The sequence below is a fragment of the Actinomadura rubteroloni genome, assembly GCF_002911665.1.
In the GTDB taxonomy this organism is placed as follows: Bacteria; Actinomycetota; Actinomycetes; order Streptosporangiales; family Streptosporangiaceae; genus Spirillospora; species Spirillospora rubteroloni.
On record NZ_MTBP01000006.1, the window covers coordinates 62843 to 79108 of the forward strand.

15 protein-coding genes are annotated in these 16266 nt (G+C 74.3%); 4 read left to right on the plus strand and 11 right to left on the minus strand.

Annotated elements, in window-relative coordinates; genetic code table 11:
• Positions 1 to 4: 4 nt before the first annotated feature.
• The 9 genes from BTM25_RS28310 to BTM25_RS28350 all read right to left on the minus strand — a co-directional run bounded on the left by BTM25_RS28310 (position 5) and on the right by BTM25_RS28350 (position 8771).
• Positions 5 to 970 carry an ABC transporter permease gene (locus BTM25_RS28310; protein WP_103566675.1) on the minus strand — a complete coding sequence of 322 codons (966 nt, stop codon included), beginning with the start codon at positions 968 to 970 and terminating at the stop codon, positions 5 to 7.
• 112 nt (positions 971 to 1082) lie between these two features.
• Positions 1083 to 2159: an ABC transporter ATP-binding protein gene (locus BTM25_RS28315; protein WP_103566677.1), complete on the minus strand. Its 1077-nt coding sequence runs from the start codon at positions 2157 to 2159 to the stop codon at positions 1083 to 1085.
• The gene (locus BTM25_RS28320; protein WP_103566679.1) at positions 2156 to 3220 is read right to left on the minus strand and encodes an ABC transporter ATP-binding protein; all 1065 of its coding nucleotides are present in this window, start codon (positions 3218 to 3220) and stop codon (positions 2156 to 2158) included. Before BTM25_RS28320 ends, BTM25_RS28315 begins: the two co-directional genes overlap by 4 nt.
• A gap of 24 nt (positions 3221 to 3244) precedes the next feature.
• A complete protein-coding gene (locus BTM25_RS28325; RefSeq protein WP_103566681.1) occupies positions 3245 to 5008 on the minus strand; it encodes an ABC transporter substrate-binding protein in 1764 nt (587 codons plus the stop codon).
• Positions 5009 to 5146: 138 nt separating this feature from the next.
• Positions 5147 to 5911 (minus strand): NRDE family protein, encoded by a 765-nt coding sequence (locus tag BTM25_RS28330; RefSeq protein ID WP_103566683.1) that lies wholly within the window; start codon positions 5909 to 5911, stop codon positions 5147 to 5149.
• Positions 5912 to 5957: 46 nt separating this feature from the next.
• Positions 5958 to 6758 carry an SCO1664 family protein gene (locus tag BTM25_RS28335; RefSeq protein WP_205648316.1) on the minus strand — a complete coding sequence of 267 codons (801 nt, stop codon included), beginning with the start codon at positions 6756 to 6758 and terminating at the stop codon, positions 5958 to 5960.
• 48 nt (positions 6759 to 6806) lie between these two features.
• Positions 6807 to 7358, minus strand: coding sequence for a DUF3090 domain-containing protein (locus BTM25_RS28340; RefSeq protein ID WP_103566685.1), 552 nt, complete (start codon positions 7356 to 7358; stop codon positions 6807 to 6809).
• A 10-nt stretch (positions 7359 to 7368) separates the two neighbouring features.
• The gene (locus BTM25_RS28345; protein ID WP_103566687.1) at positions 7369 to 8100 is read right to left on the minus strand and encodes an MSMEG_4193 family putative phosphomutase; all 732 of its coding nucleotides are present in this window, start codon (positions 8098 to 8100) and stop codon (positions 7369 to 7371) included.
• A 20-nt stretch (positions 8101 to 8120) separates the two neighbouring features.
• Positions 8121 to 8771: a hypothetical protein gene (locus BTM25_RS28350; protein ID WP_235828751.1), complete on the minus strand. Its 651-nt coding sequence runs from the start codon at positions 8769 to 8771 to the stop codon at positions 8121 to 8123.
• A gap of 97 nt (positions 8772 to 8868) precedes the next feature.
• Between BTM25_RS28350 and BTM25_RS28355 the strand changes: the two genes are divergently transcribed.
• Together BTM25_RS28355 and BTM25_RS28360 are read left to right on the plus strand one after the other, a co-directional pair.
• Entirely contained in the window at positions 8869 to 9822 is a 954-nt protein-coding gene (locus BTM25_RS28355) for an aldo/keto reductase (RefSeq protein WP_103566689.1), read from the plus strand.
• Positions 9819 to 11552: a helix-hairpin-helix domain-containing protein gene (locus tag BTM25_RS28360; protein ID WP_103566691.1), complete on the plus strand. Its 1734-nt coding sequence runs from the start codon at positions 9819 to 9821 to the stop codon at positions 11550 to 11552. The genes BTM25_RS28355 and BTM25_RS28360 overlap by 4 nt, the downstream gene beginning before the upstream one ends.
• A 168-nt stretch (positions 11553 to 11720) precedes the next feature.
• Here BTM25_RS28360 and fabI read toward each other — a convergent pair whose 3' ends face one another.
• The gene (gene fabI, locus BTM25_RS28365; RefSeq protein WP_103566692.1) at positions 11721 to 12512 is read right to left on the minus strand and encodes an enoyl-ACP reductase FabI; all 792 of its coding nucleotides are present in this window, start codon (positions 12510 to 12512) and stop codon (positions 11721 to 11723) included.
• Positions 12513 to 12517: 5 nt separating this feature from the next.
• Positions 12518 to 13222, minus strand: a complete 705-nt coding sequence (locus tag BTM25_RS28370; protein ID WP_103566694.1) for a beta-ketoacyl-ACP reductase — start codon at positions 13220 to 13222, stop codon at positions 12518 to 12520.
• A gap of 156 nt (positions 13223 to 13378) precedes the next feature.
• Here BTM25_RS28370 and BTM25_RS28375 point away from each other — a divergent pair, with 156 nt between their 5' ends.
• Positions 13379 to 14878 carry a TldD/PmbA family protein gene (locus tag BTM25_RS28375; protein ID WP_103566696.1) on the plus strand — a complete coding sequence of 500 codons (1500 nt, stop codon included), beginning with the start codon at positions 13379 to 13381 and terminating at the stop codon, positions 14876 to 14878.
• Entirely contained in the window at positions 14875 to 16266 is a 1392-nt protein-coding gene (locus BTM25_RS28380; protein WP_103566697.1) for a metallopeptidase TldD-related protein, read from the plus strand. Before BTM25_RS28375 ends, BTM25_RS28380 begins: the two co-directional genes overlap by 4 nt.

Sequence of the window (16266 nt, forward strand, 5' to 3'; positions counted from 1 at the left end):
GGGGTCACCTCTTCCCGATCAGGCGCTCGCTGCGCGGGTCGAGGGCGTCGCGGATCCCGTCGCCGAGCAGGTTGAACGACAGGGTGGTCAGCAGCAGGAGGATCGCGGGGACGGCCAGCAGCCACCACGCCGTCTGGAACACGTCGCTGCCCTCGCCGAGCATGGAACCCCAGCTCGGCATCGGCAGCCGCACCCCGACGCCGAGGAACGACAGCGTCGCCTCGAACACGATCGACGTCGGGATCAGCAGGGACGTCAGGACGGTCACCTGCGCCACGAGGTTCGGCAGGACGTCCACGAACATGATCCGCAGGTTGCCCGCGCCGAGCGACCGGGCCGCCTCGACGAACTCCTTCTCCTTCAGCGACAGCACCTGGCCGCGGATGATCCGGCCGAACGCCGCGAACGAGAAGAACGCGATCACCACGATCGTCAGCGTCAGGCTGGAGAACACCGACGAGATCTGGAACGTCGTGGCCAGCATGATCGCCACGAGCAGGTACGGCAGCGCGAGCGTCAGGTCCATCAGCCGGGCGAGCAGCGTGTCGAGCCAGCCGCCGACGAACCCGGCGAGCGTCCCCACCGCCACCCCGAGCAGCGACGCCAGCACCGACGCGACCACCCCGACGATCAGCGAGATCCGCGCCCCGTACGCCGCCCGGACGAGCACGTCGCGGCCGAGCTGGTCGGCGCCGAGCCAGAAGTGCCGGGACGGGCCGACGGGCTGCCCGTCCACGTCCAGCGCCGTCTTCGGGAACGTCGCGTCATACGGATGGCCCGTCCACGACGCCCACAGCGGCGCCATCGCCGCGAACGCCACCATCAGCGCGAGCACGACGAGCGACACCACCGCCAGCTTGTCCCGCCGGAACCGCGCCCACGCCAGCCGGAACGGCGACCGCCCCCGCACCGCCGCCCCGGCCCCCGGCTCCACCGGCACGGCCTCCGCCTGCAAATCGGAGTAACTCATGCTGCCCCCCGCACGCCCGCGGCGCGCCTCAAGCCGCGCGCTTCCCTCGTCGCTCTGGTCGCAAGCTCCCGCCGCTCCTCAGTCCAGCGCGCGGCGCGCGCCGCAGGCGCGCTCATGGAGCCGCCTCCGGGAGGTCGGGGTCGGTGGAGACCTGGGTGATGCCGGCCTCGCGGCGGGCCAGGTGCTCGCCGGGCTCGACCGGGAAGTGGCAGGCCGTCACGTGGTCGGGCGGGTCGCCGTCGCGTGGGACGAGCGGCGGGTCCTCGGTGGTGCAGCGGTCCTGGGCCTTCGGGCAGCGCGGGTGGAACCGGCAGCCGGACGGCGGGTCGATCGGCGACGGGACGTCCCCCGTCAGCACGATGCGCTCCGCGCGGGCCGCCTCGTCGGGGTCGGCGATCGACGCCGCCGACAGCAGCGCCGCCGAGTACGGGTGCCGGGGCCGGCCGTAGAGGCCGGACGCGGGCGCCGACTCCACGATCCGCCCGAGGTACATCACGCCGACGCGGTCGCTGACGTACCGGACGACCGACAGATCGTGCGCGATGAAGATGTAGGTGAGGCCGAGTTCGGTCTGCAGGTCGCGCAGCAGGTTGATCACCTGCGCCTGGATGGACACGTCCAGCGCCGACACCGGCTCGTCGCACACCACCAGGCGCGGCCGGACGGCCAGCGCCCGCGCCACGCCGATCCGCTGCCGCTGCCCGCCGGAGAACTCGGCGGGGAACCGGTTGTAGTGCTCGGGGTTCAGCCCGACCAGTTCCATCAGCTCCTGGACGCGGCGGCGGCGCTCGGCCCCGTCCGCGAGCCCGTGGATCGCGAACGGGTCCCCGATGATCGACCCGACGCGGCGGCGCGGGTTCAGCGACCCGTAGGGGTCCTGGAAGATCATCTGGACGTCGCGGCGGAACGCCTTCAGCCCCGCCCGCGACAGCCGGGTGATGTCGGTGCCCTCGAAGAAGATCCTGCCGGCCGTGACGGGGTGGAGCCCGGTGAGGCAGCGCGCCAGCGTGGACTTGCCCGACCCGGTCTCCCCCACGATCCCGAGCGTCTCGCCGCGCCGGACCGACAGGTCCACGCCGTCGACGGCGTGGACGCGCGCGATCTCCTTCTTGAACACGATCCCCTGCCGGATGGGGAAGTGCTTCACCACGCCCTCGGCCGCCACGAGAACGTCGTCCTCGCCCGTCATCGGCCGTTCCCCCCGTCCGCGCCGGACCGTCCGAGCCGCGCGGCCTCGGTGCGGGCGGTCTCGGCGCGCTCGTCCAGCCCGGCGATGTCGTGCGGCAGCCAGCACGCCGAGACGTGCCCGGTGCCCGGGTCCAGGCGGGGCTCGCCCGCCGGGTCCAGCGGCGGCTCGTCCACCGGGCAGCGGTCCATGACGTACGGGCAGCGCGGATGGAACACGCACCCGGACGGCAGGTTGATCAGGCTCGGCGGCTGCCCGCTGATCGTCTGCAGCCGGTCCCCGCCGGTGGGCGACGGCACCGACTCCAGCAGGCCCTTGGTGTAGGGGTGGTGCGGCCGGTAGTAGAGGTCGCGGCGGCCCGCGACCTCGGCCGGACGCCCCCCGTACATGACGAGCACCTCGTCGGCCATGTCGGCGATCACGCCGAGATCGTGGGTGATCATGATGAGGGCGGTGTCGAACTCGCGCTGCAGCCGCCGCATCAGGTCGAGGATCTGCGCCTGGACGGTCGCGTCCAGCGCCGTCGTGGGCTCGTCGGCGATGATCAGCTTGGGGTTGAGCGCCAGCGCCATCGCGATCATCGCGCGCTGGCGCATCCCGCCGGAGAACTGGTGCGGGTAGTCGTCCGCGCGCCGGTCCGGACGGGGGATGCCGACCAGCCCGAGCATCTCCACCGCCCGCTTGCGGGCCTGGTCGCGCGTCGCCTTGGAGTCGTGCGCGCGGATCATCTCCTCGATCTGGCGGCCGACCTTGTACAGCGGGTGCAGGCTGGACAGCGGGTCCTGGAAGATCATGCCGATCTCGGCGCCGCGCAGCTCGCGCATCCGCCGGTCGGAGACCGTCAGGAGGTCCTGGCCCTCGAACAGCGCCCGGCCGGTGACGCGGGCGCCCGGGGTGAGGCGCATCAGCGTCTGCGTCGCGACGCTCTTGCCGGAGCCGGACTCGCCGACGATGCCGAGCGTCCGGCCCCGGTCCAGGGCGAACGACATGCCCCGGACGGCGCGCACCACGCCGTCCGGGGTGTCGAAGGAGACCCGCAGGTCGGTCACCTGGAGAAGTGTCATCGGCGCCCTTTCACGTCCGAGCGGTCAGGACAGGCCGACCTGGCCGAAGTCGAAGCCCTGGTACATCGGCAGGTAGAGCGTGTTCTTCGCCCGGGACGAGTGGAAGATCGGGTACTTCTGGTTCATGAAGGGCACGACGGCGGCGTCCTGCATGATGAGCTTGTCGGCGGCGGCCCAGAACCCGGCGGCGGCGCCCGCGTCCTTGGCCTCCAGCGCCCGGTCGATGAGCTGGTTGACCTTCGGGTTGTCGTAGCCGCCGTAGTCGGTGGAGTTGGGCCCGTAGTGGCGTCCGTCGAACAGCGGGACGATGTTGGTGCGCCCGTTGTTGCCGTACCAGTCGGGGATCCACCCCGGGCCCGCGATGTCCCACTTGCCGGCCTTGGCGTCGGCCGGGGTCACCAGCGTCGTGTTGTAGAAGGTGCCGTTGGTGTCGGGCGTGAGGTTGGCGGTGATGCCGCACGCCTTGAGGTTCGCCTGCACCGACTGCGCGATCTTCGGGTGGTTGCTGGAGACGCGGTACGGGAACTTCAGCGTGATCCCGTTCGGGTACCCGGCGGCGGCGAGCGCCTGCTTGCACTTGTTCGGGTCGCCGCCGTTGCCCGGCGTCGGGTACAGGTTGAACTGCTGGTAGCCGACGCTGCGGGGCGGGATGACCTGGTTGAGCACCTCGCTGACGTCCGGGCCGCCGTAGATCTGGACGAGCGCCGTCTTGTCGATCGCGTACTGGATCGCCTGCCGGACCTGCGCCTTGCCGAGCGCGCCGCCGTTGTTCGGGCTGAGCGTGTTGAAGACGAGGTAGGGGTTGCTGGTCGACCCATCCATGATCTTGAAGTTCGCGTTGCCCTTGAGGCTCGGGATCTTCGACGTCGGGACGGTCTGGTCCCACGACAGGTCGGCCGAGCCCTGCTCCATCTGCTGCTGGACGACGTCCGGCGAGTCCTGCCCCATCGTGATCTGGATGCGCTGCGGCTTCTGCGCGCGGAGCTGGTCGGTCTGCGCGCTCCACGCCGGGTTGCGGTCCAGGACGTACTGCTTGTTCGGCGTGTACGAGGTGATCTGGTACGGGCCGTCGGAGATCGTGTGCGTCCGGAACTGCGGGCTGTCGGGGACGTAGCGGTCGTACTCGGCGGGCGCTGCGGCGGCGAACTGGAGGCCGAGGATGTTGGTGAAGTCGCTGGCGGGCGAGGTCAGCTTGACGACGAGCGTCTTGTCGTCGCGCGCGGTGAGCCCGGCGACGTCGTGGCCGTTCTGGTAGGCGGCCATCGCCTTCGGGTCCTTGGCGTCGACCTTGCCGTAGCCGTCGCAGTACGCCGAGAGCCCCTGGATCGTCTCGGTGTAGTACGCCATGCCGCCGGACGGCTTGGCCGGGTTGCAGATCCGCTTGATGCCCCGGACGAAGTCGGCGGCGGTCACCTCCCGCGGCGGCTGGGTGTTCCACCGCACGCCCTGCCGGAGCTTGATCGTGTAGGTTCTGCCGTCCGCGCTGATCCCGCCGTTCTGCTGCGTCGGGAGGTCGGCGGCGACGTCCGGGCGGACCTTGATGGCCTCCTCGAACGTGTCGCTGCCCCGGAAGCTGAACAGCGCCCGCGCGAACTGCCGGGTCAGCAGGCTGCTGACGGTGGTGTAGCCGCTGGAGGTGTCGAGGTGGTCGACGTCGGCGGACCCGACGACCTTGAGCGTGCCGCCCGTCCCGCCACCGCCGCCGCCCCCGCCGCCGCAGGCCGTGAGACCGAGCGCGACCGCGCCGATGCCGGCGGTGATCGCCGCCGTCCGTCCGCTGAACGCCATGAGCACTCCCCCGTCGTCCGACGCTCCCCGAGGACCGTCTCGGAGTGGCTGCCCCGTGACGCCCCAGGAAGATCGCACCAGGTAGTCAAATTAGCACTCAGAGTCAGCATCCCGTACCCGGGTCGGGGAACGCGGGGGTCAGGGGATCGCGGTCCAGGCGGCGGGGTCGCCGGGCGTGCCGGAGAAGTCGTAGCGCACGCCGGACGGCGCCAGCGCGGCGAGGCTGACCGAGCCGGTGCCCCAGACCCGTCCGTCGCCGAGGTCGACGAGCGGGAGCAGCGCCCGCGCGTCGGTGCGGGGCAGGCCGCCGCCCTCCAGCAGCGGCGTCCAGGCGCCCCACGCGGTCGCGACGGGCTCCCCCGGCACGGGCGCCGGACGGGCCGCCGCCGCGAACCGGGGCCGGAAGTAGGCCAGCCGCGCCGCCATGCTCGCCTCCTCCGCGCCGCCCTCGGCGTGGTCCTCGCCCTCAAGGCCGCTGTTGACGATGATGCTCAGCCCGGTGCCGAGCGTCCGTTCGCGCAGGTCGCGGCCGTTCCAGCTCCACAGGACGACTCGGCGAGGACCGGCGGCGAGCAGGTGGAACGGCTCGTAGCGGGGCAGGTCGAGGGACTGCGGGCCGTCCCCGGCGGCGGCCAGCAGCGGCAGGCCGCCCCGGGAGATCCGCGCGTCCTCCGGCGGCAGCGCGCCGCGCCCGTTCAGGACGCAGGCGGCGCGGGGGGCGTCGGGGTCGACGGCGAACCAGGTGCCGCCCGCCCGCAGGTCCCGGCCGCCGACCAGCCGGGGCCGGTCGGGCCAGTGCCGGCCGGGCGGCTCCCAGGCGCGGCCGGTGAACTCGTCGCGGACGCCCGCGAGGAGGACGGGGACGGGGGACGCCGGGTCGACATGGACGATCGCCGTGCACATGCCGGTATTCGAGCACGGCCCGCACGCGCGCCGGGCGGCGGGGCCGTCAGAGCGGCGGCCAGGGCACGGCGGGCCAGTCCTCCGACGGGAAGGGGTGGACGCGGTGCCGCAGCATCAGCTCGACCCGGTGCCGCGTCGCCGCGACCTCCTCGGCCGTCAGCAGCCCGGACAGGCGCTCGCCGAGGCCGCCGTCCAGGGCGTCGCGGACGCGGCCGAGCGCTTCGACGGCCTCGTCGGTGAGCCGTTCCCCGCGCCACTGCCACAGGACCGTCCGCAGTTTGTACTCGGCGGAGAACGTGACGCCGTGGTCGCAGCCGTACACGTGCGCGCCGCCGGGCGGGAGCAGGTGGCCGATCTTGCGGTCGGCGTTGTTGATGACCGCGTCGAACACGGCCATGCGACGGATCGCGGGCGCCTCCGAGCGCGACAGGGCCACGAGGTCGACGTCGGGGTCGGGCTCGACCCAGAGCTGCACCATGCCGGGCCCGTAGGGGCCGTCGCGGTGGACGGTCGGCGGGACGATGTTCCACCCCATGACCTGCGACACCGCGTACGCGGCGACCTCGCGCTGCGCGAGCGTCCCGTCCGGGAAGTCCCACAGCGGGCGCTCCCCCGAGACCGGCTTGTAGACGCACGCCGCGCGGACGCGCCCGGACTCGACCGCGCAGTACAGCGTGGCGTTCGACGCCTGCACGAGGCGCCCCTCCACGGTGAGGCGGCCGTCGAGCAGCAGCCGCTCGGCGGCCCGCACCTCGTGCGGGGACGACGGGTCGGGCGGCGGGATCGGCGCGGTGCGCTCCAGCGCGCCGTCGCCGGCCGAGCCCCGGTCACCGGACGAGGGAGTCATGGCCCCATTCTCCCGGCCGGATGGGTGTTGATCCAGTGCGCCGCCATCTCAGCCGAGATATCCGTTCTGGCGCGGGCACACGTGCCCGACGGCGTCGAGCGGCAGCCCGCACAGCGGACACGGCGGACGGCCCGCCGCCACGACCCGCAGCGCCCGCTCGGCGAACGCGCGGGCCTGCGCGGCGGTGATCCGCACCCGCAGCACCGCGACGGCCGGGTCGGTGCCGCCGACCTCGGGTTCGGCGTCGCCCGCGTCGGTGACCTCCTGCGCCTCGATCACGACGCGCTCGTCCTCGGGGTCCCAGGCGAGCGCCATCGTGCCGACGCGGAACTCCTCCTCGACGGGCTGGTCGAGCGGCCCGTCGTCGCGGAGCTCGGCGGGCGTGACGGCCGGTACCTGCGGCTCGCCGCCGGCGCGCCGCAGGATCTCGTCCAGCAGCTCCTCCAGCCGCTCGGCCAGCAGCGTGACCTGGAACTTCTCCAGCCCGACGCTGGTGACGCGGCGGCCGTCGCGCGCCTGCAGGAAGAAGGCGCGGTCGCCCGGTTCGCCGACGACTCCGGCGACGAACCTGTCGGGCTGTTCAAACGAGATGACCGGCATGGGGACGACCCTACGCGCCGCCGCCGACGGGCGCGTCGCCCTCGGCGGCCGCGTCGCCCGTGTCGGAACCCGTGTCGGAACCGGTGTCGGGCGGCGGGACGAGTCCGGCGACGTCGCCCCCGTTGTCGTTCAGCCGGACGACGAACGGCCGCAGCTCGGTGTAGCGGATCGCGGTGACCGACGCGGGGTCGGCCTGGATGCGCTGGAACTGGTCCAGGTGCAGGCCGAGGGCGTCGGCGACGATCGCCTTGATGATGTCGCCGTGCGTGCAGACCGCATAGACGGCGTTCGCGCCGTGCTCGGCGGCGACGCGCGCGTTCCAGGACCGGACGGCCGCGACCGCGCGGTTCTGCGCGTCGGCCAGCCCCTCGCCGTCCGCGCCGGGGAACACGGCGGCGCTCGGGTGGGCCTGCACGACCCGCCACAGCGGCTCTTTCGCCAGTTCTTTGAGCGGACGCCCGGTCCAGTCGCCGTAGCGGACCTCGCCGAACCGCTCGTCGACCTCGATCCCGGCGGGCCGGGCGGCGGCGCCGGACGCGGCGGCGATCTCCCCGGCCGTCTGCAAGCAGCGGTCCAGCGGGCTGGACACCAGGGCGGCGAGCGGGACCGGGGCCAGCCGGGCGCCGACCGCGCGGGCCTGGGCGCGGCCCCGGTCGTCCAGGCCGAGCGCGGGGGTCCAGCCCGCGAGGACGGGTCCGGTCAGCTCGGTCAGTCCGTGGCGGACCAGGAGAAGCGTCGTCACACGGGCACTCTACGAGATCCTCACGGCTCGGGATCGTCGTCCTCGTCCGGGACGACGGGCACGGGCAGCGGCGCGAGCAGACCCGACCACAGGTGCGACTCGGCTCCCCCGGCCTCCAGCCGCCGCCGGACGCGCTCGACCGTCCCGGCGGTCGGCAGCAGGTTCCAGATGAGCTGCGGGTAGCCGAGGACGAACGCCAGCACGAAGATCCACTCGTCCCGGGCGACCATCGCCAGCGGCAGCCCGCACAGGATGACCCCCTCGGTGAGCGCGAACAGCACGAGCGTCCCCTGCCGGGCCTGGGCGACCGCGAGCCGTGTCGCCTCGGCGCGGCCGAGCCCCGGCGGGAGCGGACGCGGCAGGCGCGGCCCGAGGAACGCGGCGGCGAGCGCGGCCAGCACCGGCGGCAGCCACGGCACCCACGCGGGCACCGCGCCGAGACGGCTCGGGCCGCCCTGCACGATCAGCGGCGACACGGCGAGGATGAGCGCGGGGCCGAGGATCAGGACGACCGCCGTCATCCGCCACTGGCCGAGGTAGGTGCGGGTGCGGATCGAGGCGAAGAAGCCGGGGTCGTCGGCGGGCCCGAGGCCGTAGACCGGCTCGATGTCCCCGTCATCGCCGTCCTCGGGTGGTGTCGGGGTGTACATCGAGAACTGCGGTGGCGACATGGCCGAGCACTCTAATCCTCCGCGCGCCGCAGGGGAACGGGTCGCGGGACGGTCGCCGCGGCCTGGGCGGGCCGTCGGAGCGCTACATTGACCGCCTATGGAAGAGCGTCACGTCGGGCGGAGCGGCCTGCGGGTGTCGCGTCTCGGGCTCGGCACCATGACCTGGGGCGAGGACACCGGTCCGGACGAGGCGGCCGAGCAGCTCCGGGCGTTCACCGGGGCGGGCGGCACGCTCGTCGACACGGCGGACGTGTACGGGGACGGCGACGCCGAGCGGATCCTCGGCCATCTGCTGCGCGAGCACGTCGCGCGCGAGGACGTCGTCGTCGCGACCAAGTCCGCGATCCGCCGCGACGGCCGCTACGACGGGTCGCGCCGCCACCTCATCGCCGCGCTGGACGCGTCGCTGGAGCGCCTCGGCCTGGAGTACGTGGACCTGTGGCACCTGCACGTCAACGACCCGGCGACGCCGACGGAGGAGACGCTGTCGGCGCTGGACGAGGCCGTGACGTCCGGCCGCACCCGCTATGTCGGCGTCGCCAACCACGCGGGCTGGCAGGTCGCGAAGGCGGCGGCGTGGCAGCGCGCGTGGCCCGGCCGCGCGCCGGTCGTGTCGGCGCAGGTCGAGTACTCGCTGCTGCGGCGCGAGGTGGAGCGCGAGCTGGTGCCCGCGACGGTCGACGCGGGCGCGGGGCTGCTGCCCTGGTCGCCGCTCGGCCGGGGCGTGCTCACCGGCAAGTACCGCACGGGGCTGCCGAAGGGGTCGCGGGCCGCCAACCCGCGCTTCGCCGACTTCGTGCGGCCCTATCTGGACGAGGAGTGCTCACGGATCGTGGAGTCCGTCGTGACGGCCGCCGAGGGCCTCGGCGCGTCGCCGCTCGGGGTGGCGCTGACCTGGGTGCGCGACCGCGAGGGCGTGGCCGCGCCGATCGTCGGCGCCCGCACCGCCGCGCAGCTCGCGCCGGCGCTGGAGAGTGAGGAGCTGACCCTGCCGCAGGAGATCAGGGACGCGCTGGACGACGTCTCCGACATGACGGCGGCGCACCCGTGACCGGGGACGCGGCGAGCCCGCACGACGCGGTCGCGGCGCTGCTGGACCGGGCGGGCGCCCCGGCCGGGCTCGCCGGGCCGGCGGTGCTGCGCCTCGGGCCGGGCGCCGCCGCGCTGCTGGCCGCCGACCCGTGGCGGCTGCTGCGGGTGCCGGGCGTCACGCCGGGCCAGGCCGACCATTTCGCGCGGGCGCTGCTCGGCGACGGCGCCCGCCCCGACGACGCGCGGCGCGGCCGGGCGCTCGCCGAGCACGTGGTCGCCGAGGCGGCGCGGCGCGGCAGCACGGTCGTCGCGGCGGCCGAGGTGGTCGCGGCGCTGGAGCGGATGCGCGTCCCCGATCCGCGCCGGGCGGTGACGGACGCGCTGGACGAGGGCGAGCTGCTGCCGCTCACCGAGGAGCCGGAGTTCGACGAGGGCGACCCCGACGCCGAGCCGCCCGAGCCGGAGGAGACGGTCGGCCCGGCGCGCTGGGCGATCGCCGAGGACACGGCCGCCGAGGGGTTCCAGCGGCTGACCGCCACGGCCGGGACGCTCCTGCCCGACGACGAGGTCCGCGCGCTGCGCGCCGGGCTGCCCGAGGACCGGTCGCTCGCACTGACGGCCGCGCTGCGGACGGGCGTGTCGGTGTGGCGGGGCGCGCCCGCCGAGGTGGCGGACGCCGCGCTGACCGTGGCGGGCGCCGCCGCCGGGCGGGGCCTGCGGGTCGCGATCGCCGCGCCGACCGCCCATACGGCCGCTGAGCTCGCCGACCGCGCGGACAAGGGCGTCGCGGTGACGTCGGCGCACGCGCTGCTGGAGCCGCGCGCCGAGCCGTCCGCGCCCGGCACGGTCGTGTTCGGGCGCGGCGAGCACGCGCCCCTCGACGTGGACCTGCTGATCGTCGCGGACGCGGCGGGCTTCGACGTCGAGCTGTGCGCGCTGCTCGCCGAGTCCTGCCCGGACGGCGCGCACCTGGTGCTCGGCGCCGCGCCGGGCGCCCCGCCCGCCGCCGGGCCCGGCCGGGTGCTGGACGACCTGGAGGAGTCGCAGACGGTCCCGGTGATCGAGCTGGAGCCGTCCGGGCCGCCCGGCCCGCTGGAGACGCTGACGGCGGCCGTGCGGGGCGGCGAGCTGGTCGCGGTGGACGCGCCGGACCGCGAGGTCGTGATCGTCCCGGCCTCCTCCGACGCCGAGGCCGTCCACCGGGCCGTGCAGCTCGTCACCGACTCGATCCCGCGCGCGCTCGGGATCCCGGTCGAGGACGTCCTCGCGGTGACGCCCGTGGCGGGCGGCGCCGCGGGCGCGACGGCGCTCAACCGGGCGCTGAAAGAACGGCTCAACCCGGGTCCCGGGGCGTGCGGCGGGTTCGACCCGGGCGACCGGGTGCTCGTCGCGGCGCCGCTGCCGGACGCGGCGACGGGCGAGCCCGGCGTGGTCACGGCGGCCGGGCCGGACGGCCTGACCGTCGCGTTCACCGGCGGGACGGCCGTGCTCGCCGTCGCGGACGCGGCGCGGCTGCGGCACGGCTGGGCCGCCCCGGTGGCGCTCGCCCGGTTCGCGCCGCGTCCCGCCGTGGTCGCGGTGGCCGGGGCGGACGCGCCGCTGAGCCGTCCGGTGGTCGCGACGATGTTCGGGCTGGCGCGGCGGCACCTGTCGGTGGTGCAGGGCGCGGGCCCCGGGCTGGCGAAGGCCGTCCGGGAGACGGGGACGGCGCCGCGCCGCACCCGGCTGGCCCGGCTCGTCGTCCTGTGAACCCGTCGCGGAAGCGGAAGTCGGCCTGAGCCGTCGCGCGAGCGCGTTAACTGAGGGCCGGGACGACGCCGGAGGCGAGTCCCGGCCCGAAGATCGCGAAGCGATGCGCGCTCGCAAAGGCACGGTTGCGGAGCGAGCGCCAGCGAGCGCAGCAGGCCGGGACTTCAATTAACTCGACGGGGGCCCGCCCATCGCGTGCAGGCCGCCGTCCACGTGGACGATCTCGCCCGTCGTCGCCGGGAACCAGTCCGACAGCAGCGCCGCGCACGCCCGCGCGGTCGGTTCGCTGTCCTTGATGTCCCAGCCGAGCGGCGCGACCTTCGGCCACATGTCCGTCATGCCCTCGAAGCCGGGGATGCTCTTGGCGGCCATCGTCGCCAGCGGCCCCGCCGCGACGAGGTTCACCCGGACGCCCTGCGGGCCGAGGTACTTGGCCAGGTAGCGCGAGCACGCCTCCAGGCCCGCCTTGGCGACGCCCATCCAGTCGTAGACCGGCCACGCCTTGGTCGCGTCGAAGTCCAGGCCGACGACCGAGCCGCCGCCCTTCATCAGCGGCAGGCACGCCATCGTCAGCGACTTCAGCGAGTACGCCGAGGTGTGGACGGCCGTCGCGACGTCCTCCCACGGCGTCTCCAGGAAGTTGCCGCCGAGCGCGGTCTGCGGCGCGAACGCGACGGCGTGGACGACGCCGTCCAGCCGGTCGAAGCCCGCGTCCGTCAGCCGTCCGGCGAGGGAGTCGAGCTGCGCGGCGTCCATCACGTCCAGTTCCAGGACGGGCGGGACGGCGTCGGGCCCGGACGGCAGGCGCCGGGCGGTGCGCGCGGTCAGCGTCGGGCGCGGGTAGGCGGTCAGCGCGACCTCGGCGCCCTCCTGCTGTGCGACGCGCGCGATGTGGAAGCCGATGGAGGCGTCGGTGAGGACGCCGGTGACGAGGATCCGCTTGCCTTCGAGGATGCCCACGGTGCTCAGTGCCCCATTCCCAGGCCGCCGTCCACCGGGATCACGGCCCCGGTGATGTAGGCGGCGTCGTCGCTGGCGAGGAAGCGCACGGTGCGTGCGACCTCCTCGGGCTGCGCGATCCGCCCCAGCGGGATGATCGACCGGATCGCCGCCTGCTGGTCCTCGCCGAGCACGGCGGTCATGTCGGTGTCGACGAAGCCGGGCGCGACCACGTTGACGGTGATGTTGCGCGACCCGATCTCGCGGGCCAGCGACCGCGCGAACCCGATCAGCCCGGCCTTGGACGCGGCGTAGTTCGTCTGCCCCGCCGACCCGAGCATCGCCACGACCGACGAGACCAGGATGATCCGGCCCCCGCGCGCCCGCATCATCGGCTTCACCGCGCGCTTGGCGACGCGGAACGCGCCCGTGAGGTTGGTGTCGATCACCGAGGTGAACGACTCCTCGTTCATGATCGCCAGCAGGGTGTCCTTGGTGATCCCCGCGTTGGCGACGACGACCCGCGCCGGCCCCTGCTCCGCCTCGACCTTCTCGAACGCCGCGTTCACGTCCTCGGTGCTCGTCACGTCGCACCGGACGCCGAACAGGCCCTCGGGGGGCTCCCCGGAGCGGTAGGTCACCGCGACGGCGTCGCCGGCCGCCGCCAGCTCCCGCGCGACGGCCAGCCCGATCCCCCGGTTACCGCCGGTCACGAGGACAGAGCGACTCATGTGCTACCTCTCGTCAGCCACTTGACAACGGCTAGGAGCGTAGCGGCCCGGTCGCCGCGTGGAGATGTGCCGACCCGACAAGAACCCTCCTCCGCCTTTGTTCCGGCGGGTGCGCCGCGCCCCCTCCGGCGCGCTCCGCCGGGTAGGTTGCGGAGGGTGCATGACATTGATCCGGACTTCACCGCACTGCCGCTGCGGACCCTCGCCGACGCGGCCCTCGGCCGGGCCGCCGACCTCGGCGCCGAGCATGCCGACTTCCGCCTGGAGCGCATCCGCAGCCAGACGCTGCGGCTGCACGACGCCGCGCTGGAGACCGCGCTGGACGCCGACGACCTCGGGCTGTCGGTCCGCGTGGTCAAGAACGGGACGTGGGGCTTCGCGGCGGGCATCGACCTGACGCCCGAGGGCGCGGCCCGCGTCGCCGAGCAGGCCGTCGAGGTCGCCGCCGTCGCCGCCGCCGTCAACCGCGAGCCGATCGAGCTGGCGCCCGAGCCCGCGCACGGCGAGCGGACGTGGGTGTCGGCCTACGAGACCGACCCGTTCACCGTCGCCACCGCCGACAAGATCGCCCTGCTGGCGGGCTGGAGCCGCCGCCTGCTGGACGACCCGCGCGTCGACCACGTGGACGCCTCGCTGCTGCAGGTCAAGGAGAACAAGTTCTTCGCCGACCTCGCGGGCACGGTCACGACGCAGCAGCGCGTGCGCGTCCACAACGTCCTGAACGGCGTCGCCGTCCGCGACGGCGCGTTCGACACGATGCGGACGCTCGCGCCGCCGGTCGGGCGCGGCTACGAGTGGCTGACCGGCAAGCACTGGGACTGGGAGGGCGAACTCGCCGCGCTCCCCGAACTGCTCGCCGAGAAGCTCGCCGCGCCGTCGGTCGAGCCCGGGACCTACGACGTCGTCGTCGACCCGTCCAACCTGTGGCTGACGATCCACGAGTCGATCGGGCACGCCACCGAGCTGGACCGGGCGCTCGGCTACGAGGCCGCCTACGCCGGGACGTCCTTCGCCACGCCCGACAAGCTCGGGACGCTGCGCTACGGCTCGGGCGTCATGAACGTCACCGGCGACCGCACCGCCGAGCACGGCCTGGCCACCATCGGGTACGACGACGAGGGCGTGGCGACGCAGGCGTTCGACATCGTCACCGACGGGATCTTCACCGGCTACCAGACCGACCGGCGCATCGCCCGGCTGACGGGCGCGTCGCGCTCCAACGGCTGCGCGTTCGCCGACGCCGCGTCCAGCATGCCGATCCAGCGGATGGCGAACGTGTCGCTCCGGCCCGCGCCGGACGGCCCGGGCGTGGACGAGCTGATCTCCGGCGTCGACCGGGGCGTCTACATCGTCGGCGACAAGAGCTGGTCGATCGACATGCAGCGGTACAACTTCCAGTTCACCGGGCAGCGGTTCTACCGCATCGAGAACGGGCGGCTGGCCGGGCAGCTCCGCGACGTCGCCTACCAGGCCACGACGACGGACTTCTGGAACTCGATGGAGGCCGTCGGCGGCCCGCAGACCTACGTGCTCGGCGGCGCGTTCAACTGCGGGAAGGGCCAGCCCGGCCAGGTCGCCCCCGTCAGCCACGGCACCCCGGCGGCGCTGTTCCGGGGCGTCAACATCCTCAACACGCTGAAGGAGGCGGGGAATTGAGCACCCTCCGGCCGCAGGAGGCCGTCGAGCGCGCGCTCGCGCTGTCGCGCTCCGACGACTGCATCGTCATCGCCGACGAGGCGAGCACCGCCAACCTGCGCTTCGCGGGCAACACCCTCACCACCAACGGCGTGACCCGCTCGGCGCGGCTCACGGTGATCGCGCTGCGGTCCACCGGGGACGGCGTGGCGTCCGGGGTCGTGTCGCGCGCGGCCGTGACCGCGGACGGCATCGAGGACCTGGTCCGGGCCGCCGAGGCCGTCGCCGCCGGGGCCGAAGCCGCCGAGGACGCGGCGCCGCTCGTCCCGCCGGGCGACGCGGCGGCCGGCGGGGGCTGGGACGACCCGCCCGGCGAGACCGGCATCGGCGTCTACGAGGGCGTCGCGCCCGCGCTCGGCGAGGCGTTCGCCCGCGCCGCCGCCGAGGACCGCCGCCTGTACGGGTTCGCCAACCACACGCTGACGTCGTCGTTCCTCGGGACGTCGGCGGGGCTGCGGCTGCGCCACGACCAGCCGACCGGCCTGCTGGAGCTGAACGCCAAGGGCGCGGGCGGCTCGGTGTGGACGGGCGCGGGCACCCGCGACTTCACCGACGTGGACGTCGCCGCGCTCACCGGCGACCTCGCGCGGCGGCAGGCGTGGGGCGAGCGGCGGATCGACCTGCCCGCGGGCCGGTACGAGACGCTGCTGCCGCCGAGCGCGGTCGCCGACCTGATGATCTACCTGTACTGGTCGGCGGGCGCGCGCGACGCCCACGACGGCCGGACGGTCTTCTCCGCGCCCGGCGGCGGCACCCGCGTCGGCGAGAAGCTGTCGCCGCTGCCGCTGACGCTGTCCAGCGACCCGGGCGCGGCGGGGCTGGAGTGCTCGCCGTTCGTCCTGGCGCACGCGTCGGGCCGCGAGTCGTCGGTGTTCGACAACGGCACGCCGCTCACCGCGACGGACTGGATCTCGGGCGGCACGCTCTCCGCGCTCACCCAGACGCGCGACTCGGCGCGCCGGACGGGCCTGGCCGTCACGCCCGCGATCGACAATCTGATCATGACGGGCGGGGACGGCGGCGCGTCCCTGGACGACATGATCGCGCGCACCGAGCGGGGGCTGCTGCTGACCTGCCTGTGGTACATCCGCGAGGTCGATCCCCAGCGGCTGCTGCTCACCGGGCTCACCCGCGACGGCGTCTTCCTCGTGGAGGACGGCGCGGTCGTCGGCGCGGTGAACAACTTCCGGTTCAACGAGAGCCCGGTGGACCTGCTCGGCCGGGTGACCGAGGCGGGCGCGACCGCGCCGACGCTGCCGCGCGAGTGGTCGGACTACTTCACCCGCGCCGCGATGCCGCCGCTGCGCGTCCCGGACTTCAACATGTCCACGGTGTCCCAGGCGTCCTGA

Coding starts and splice junctions, on each gene's coding strand:
- BTM25_RS28310 (WP_103566675.1), bottom strand. CDS start 970: ATGAGTTACTCCGATTTGCAGGCGGAGGCCGTGCCGGTGGAGCCGGGG.
- BTM25_RS28315 (WP_103566677.1), bottom strand. CDS start 2,159: ATGACGGGCGAGGACGACGTTCTCGTGGCGGCCGAGGGCGTGGTGAAG.
- BTM25_RS28320 (WP_103566679.1), bottom strand. CDS start 3,220: ATGACACTTCTCCAGGTGACCGACCTGCGGGTCTCCTTCGACACCCCG.
- BTM25_RS28325 (WP_103566681.1), bottom strand. CDS start 5,008: ATGGCGTTCAGCGGACGGACGGCGGCGATCACCGCCGGCATCGGCGCG.
- BTM25_RS28330 (WP_103566683.1), bottom strand. CDS start 5,911: ATGTGCACGGCGATCGTCCATGTCGACCCGGCGTCCCCCGTCCCCGTC.
- BTM25_RS28335 (WP_205648316.1), bottom strand. CDS start 6,758: ATGACTCCCTCGTCCGGTGACCGGGGCTCGGCCGGCGACGGCGCGCTG.
- BTM25_RS28340 (WP_103566685.1), bottom strand. CDS start 7,358: ATGCCGGTCATCTCGTTTGAACAGCCCGACAGGTTCGTCGCCGGAGTC.
- BTM25_RS28350 (WP_235828751.1), bottom strand. CDS start 8,771: ATGTCGCCACCGCAGTTCTCGATGTACACCCCGACACCACCCGAGGAC.
- BTM25_RS28355 (WP_103566689.1), top strand. CDS start 8,869: ATGGAAGAGCGTCACGTCGGGCGGAGCGGCCTGCGGGTGTCGCGTCTC.
- BTM25_RS28370 (WP_103566694.1), bottom strand. CDS start 13,222: ATGAGTCGCTCTGTCCTCGTGACCGGCGGTAACCGGGGGATCGGGCTG.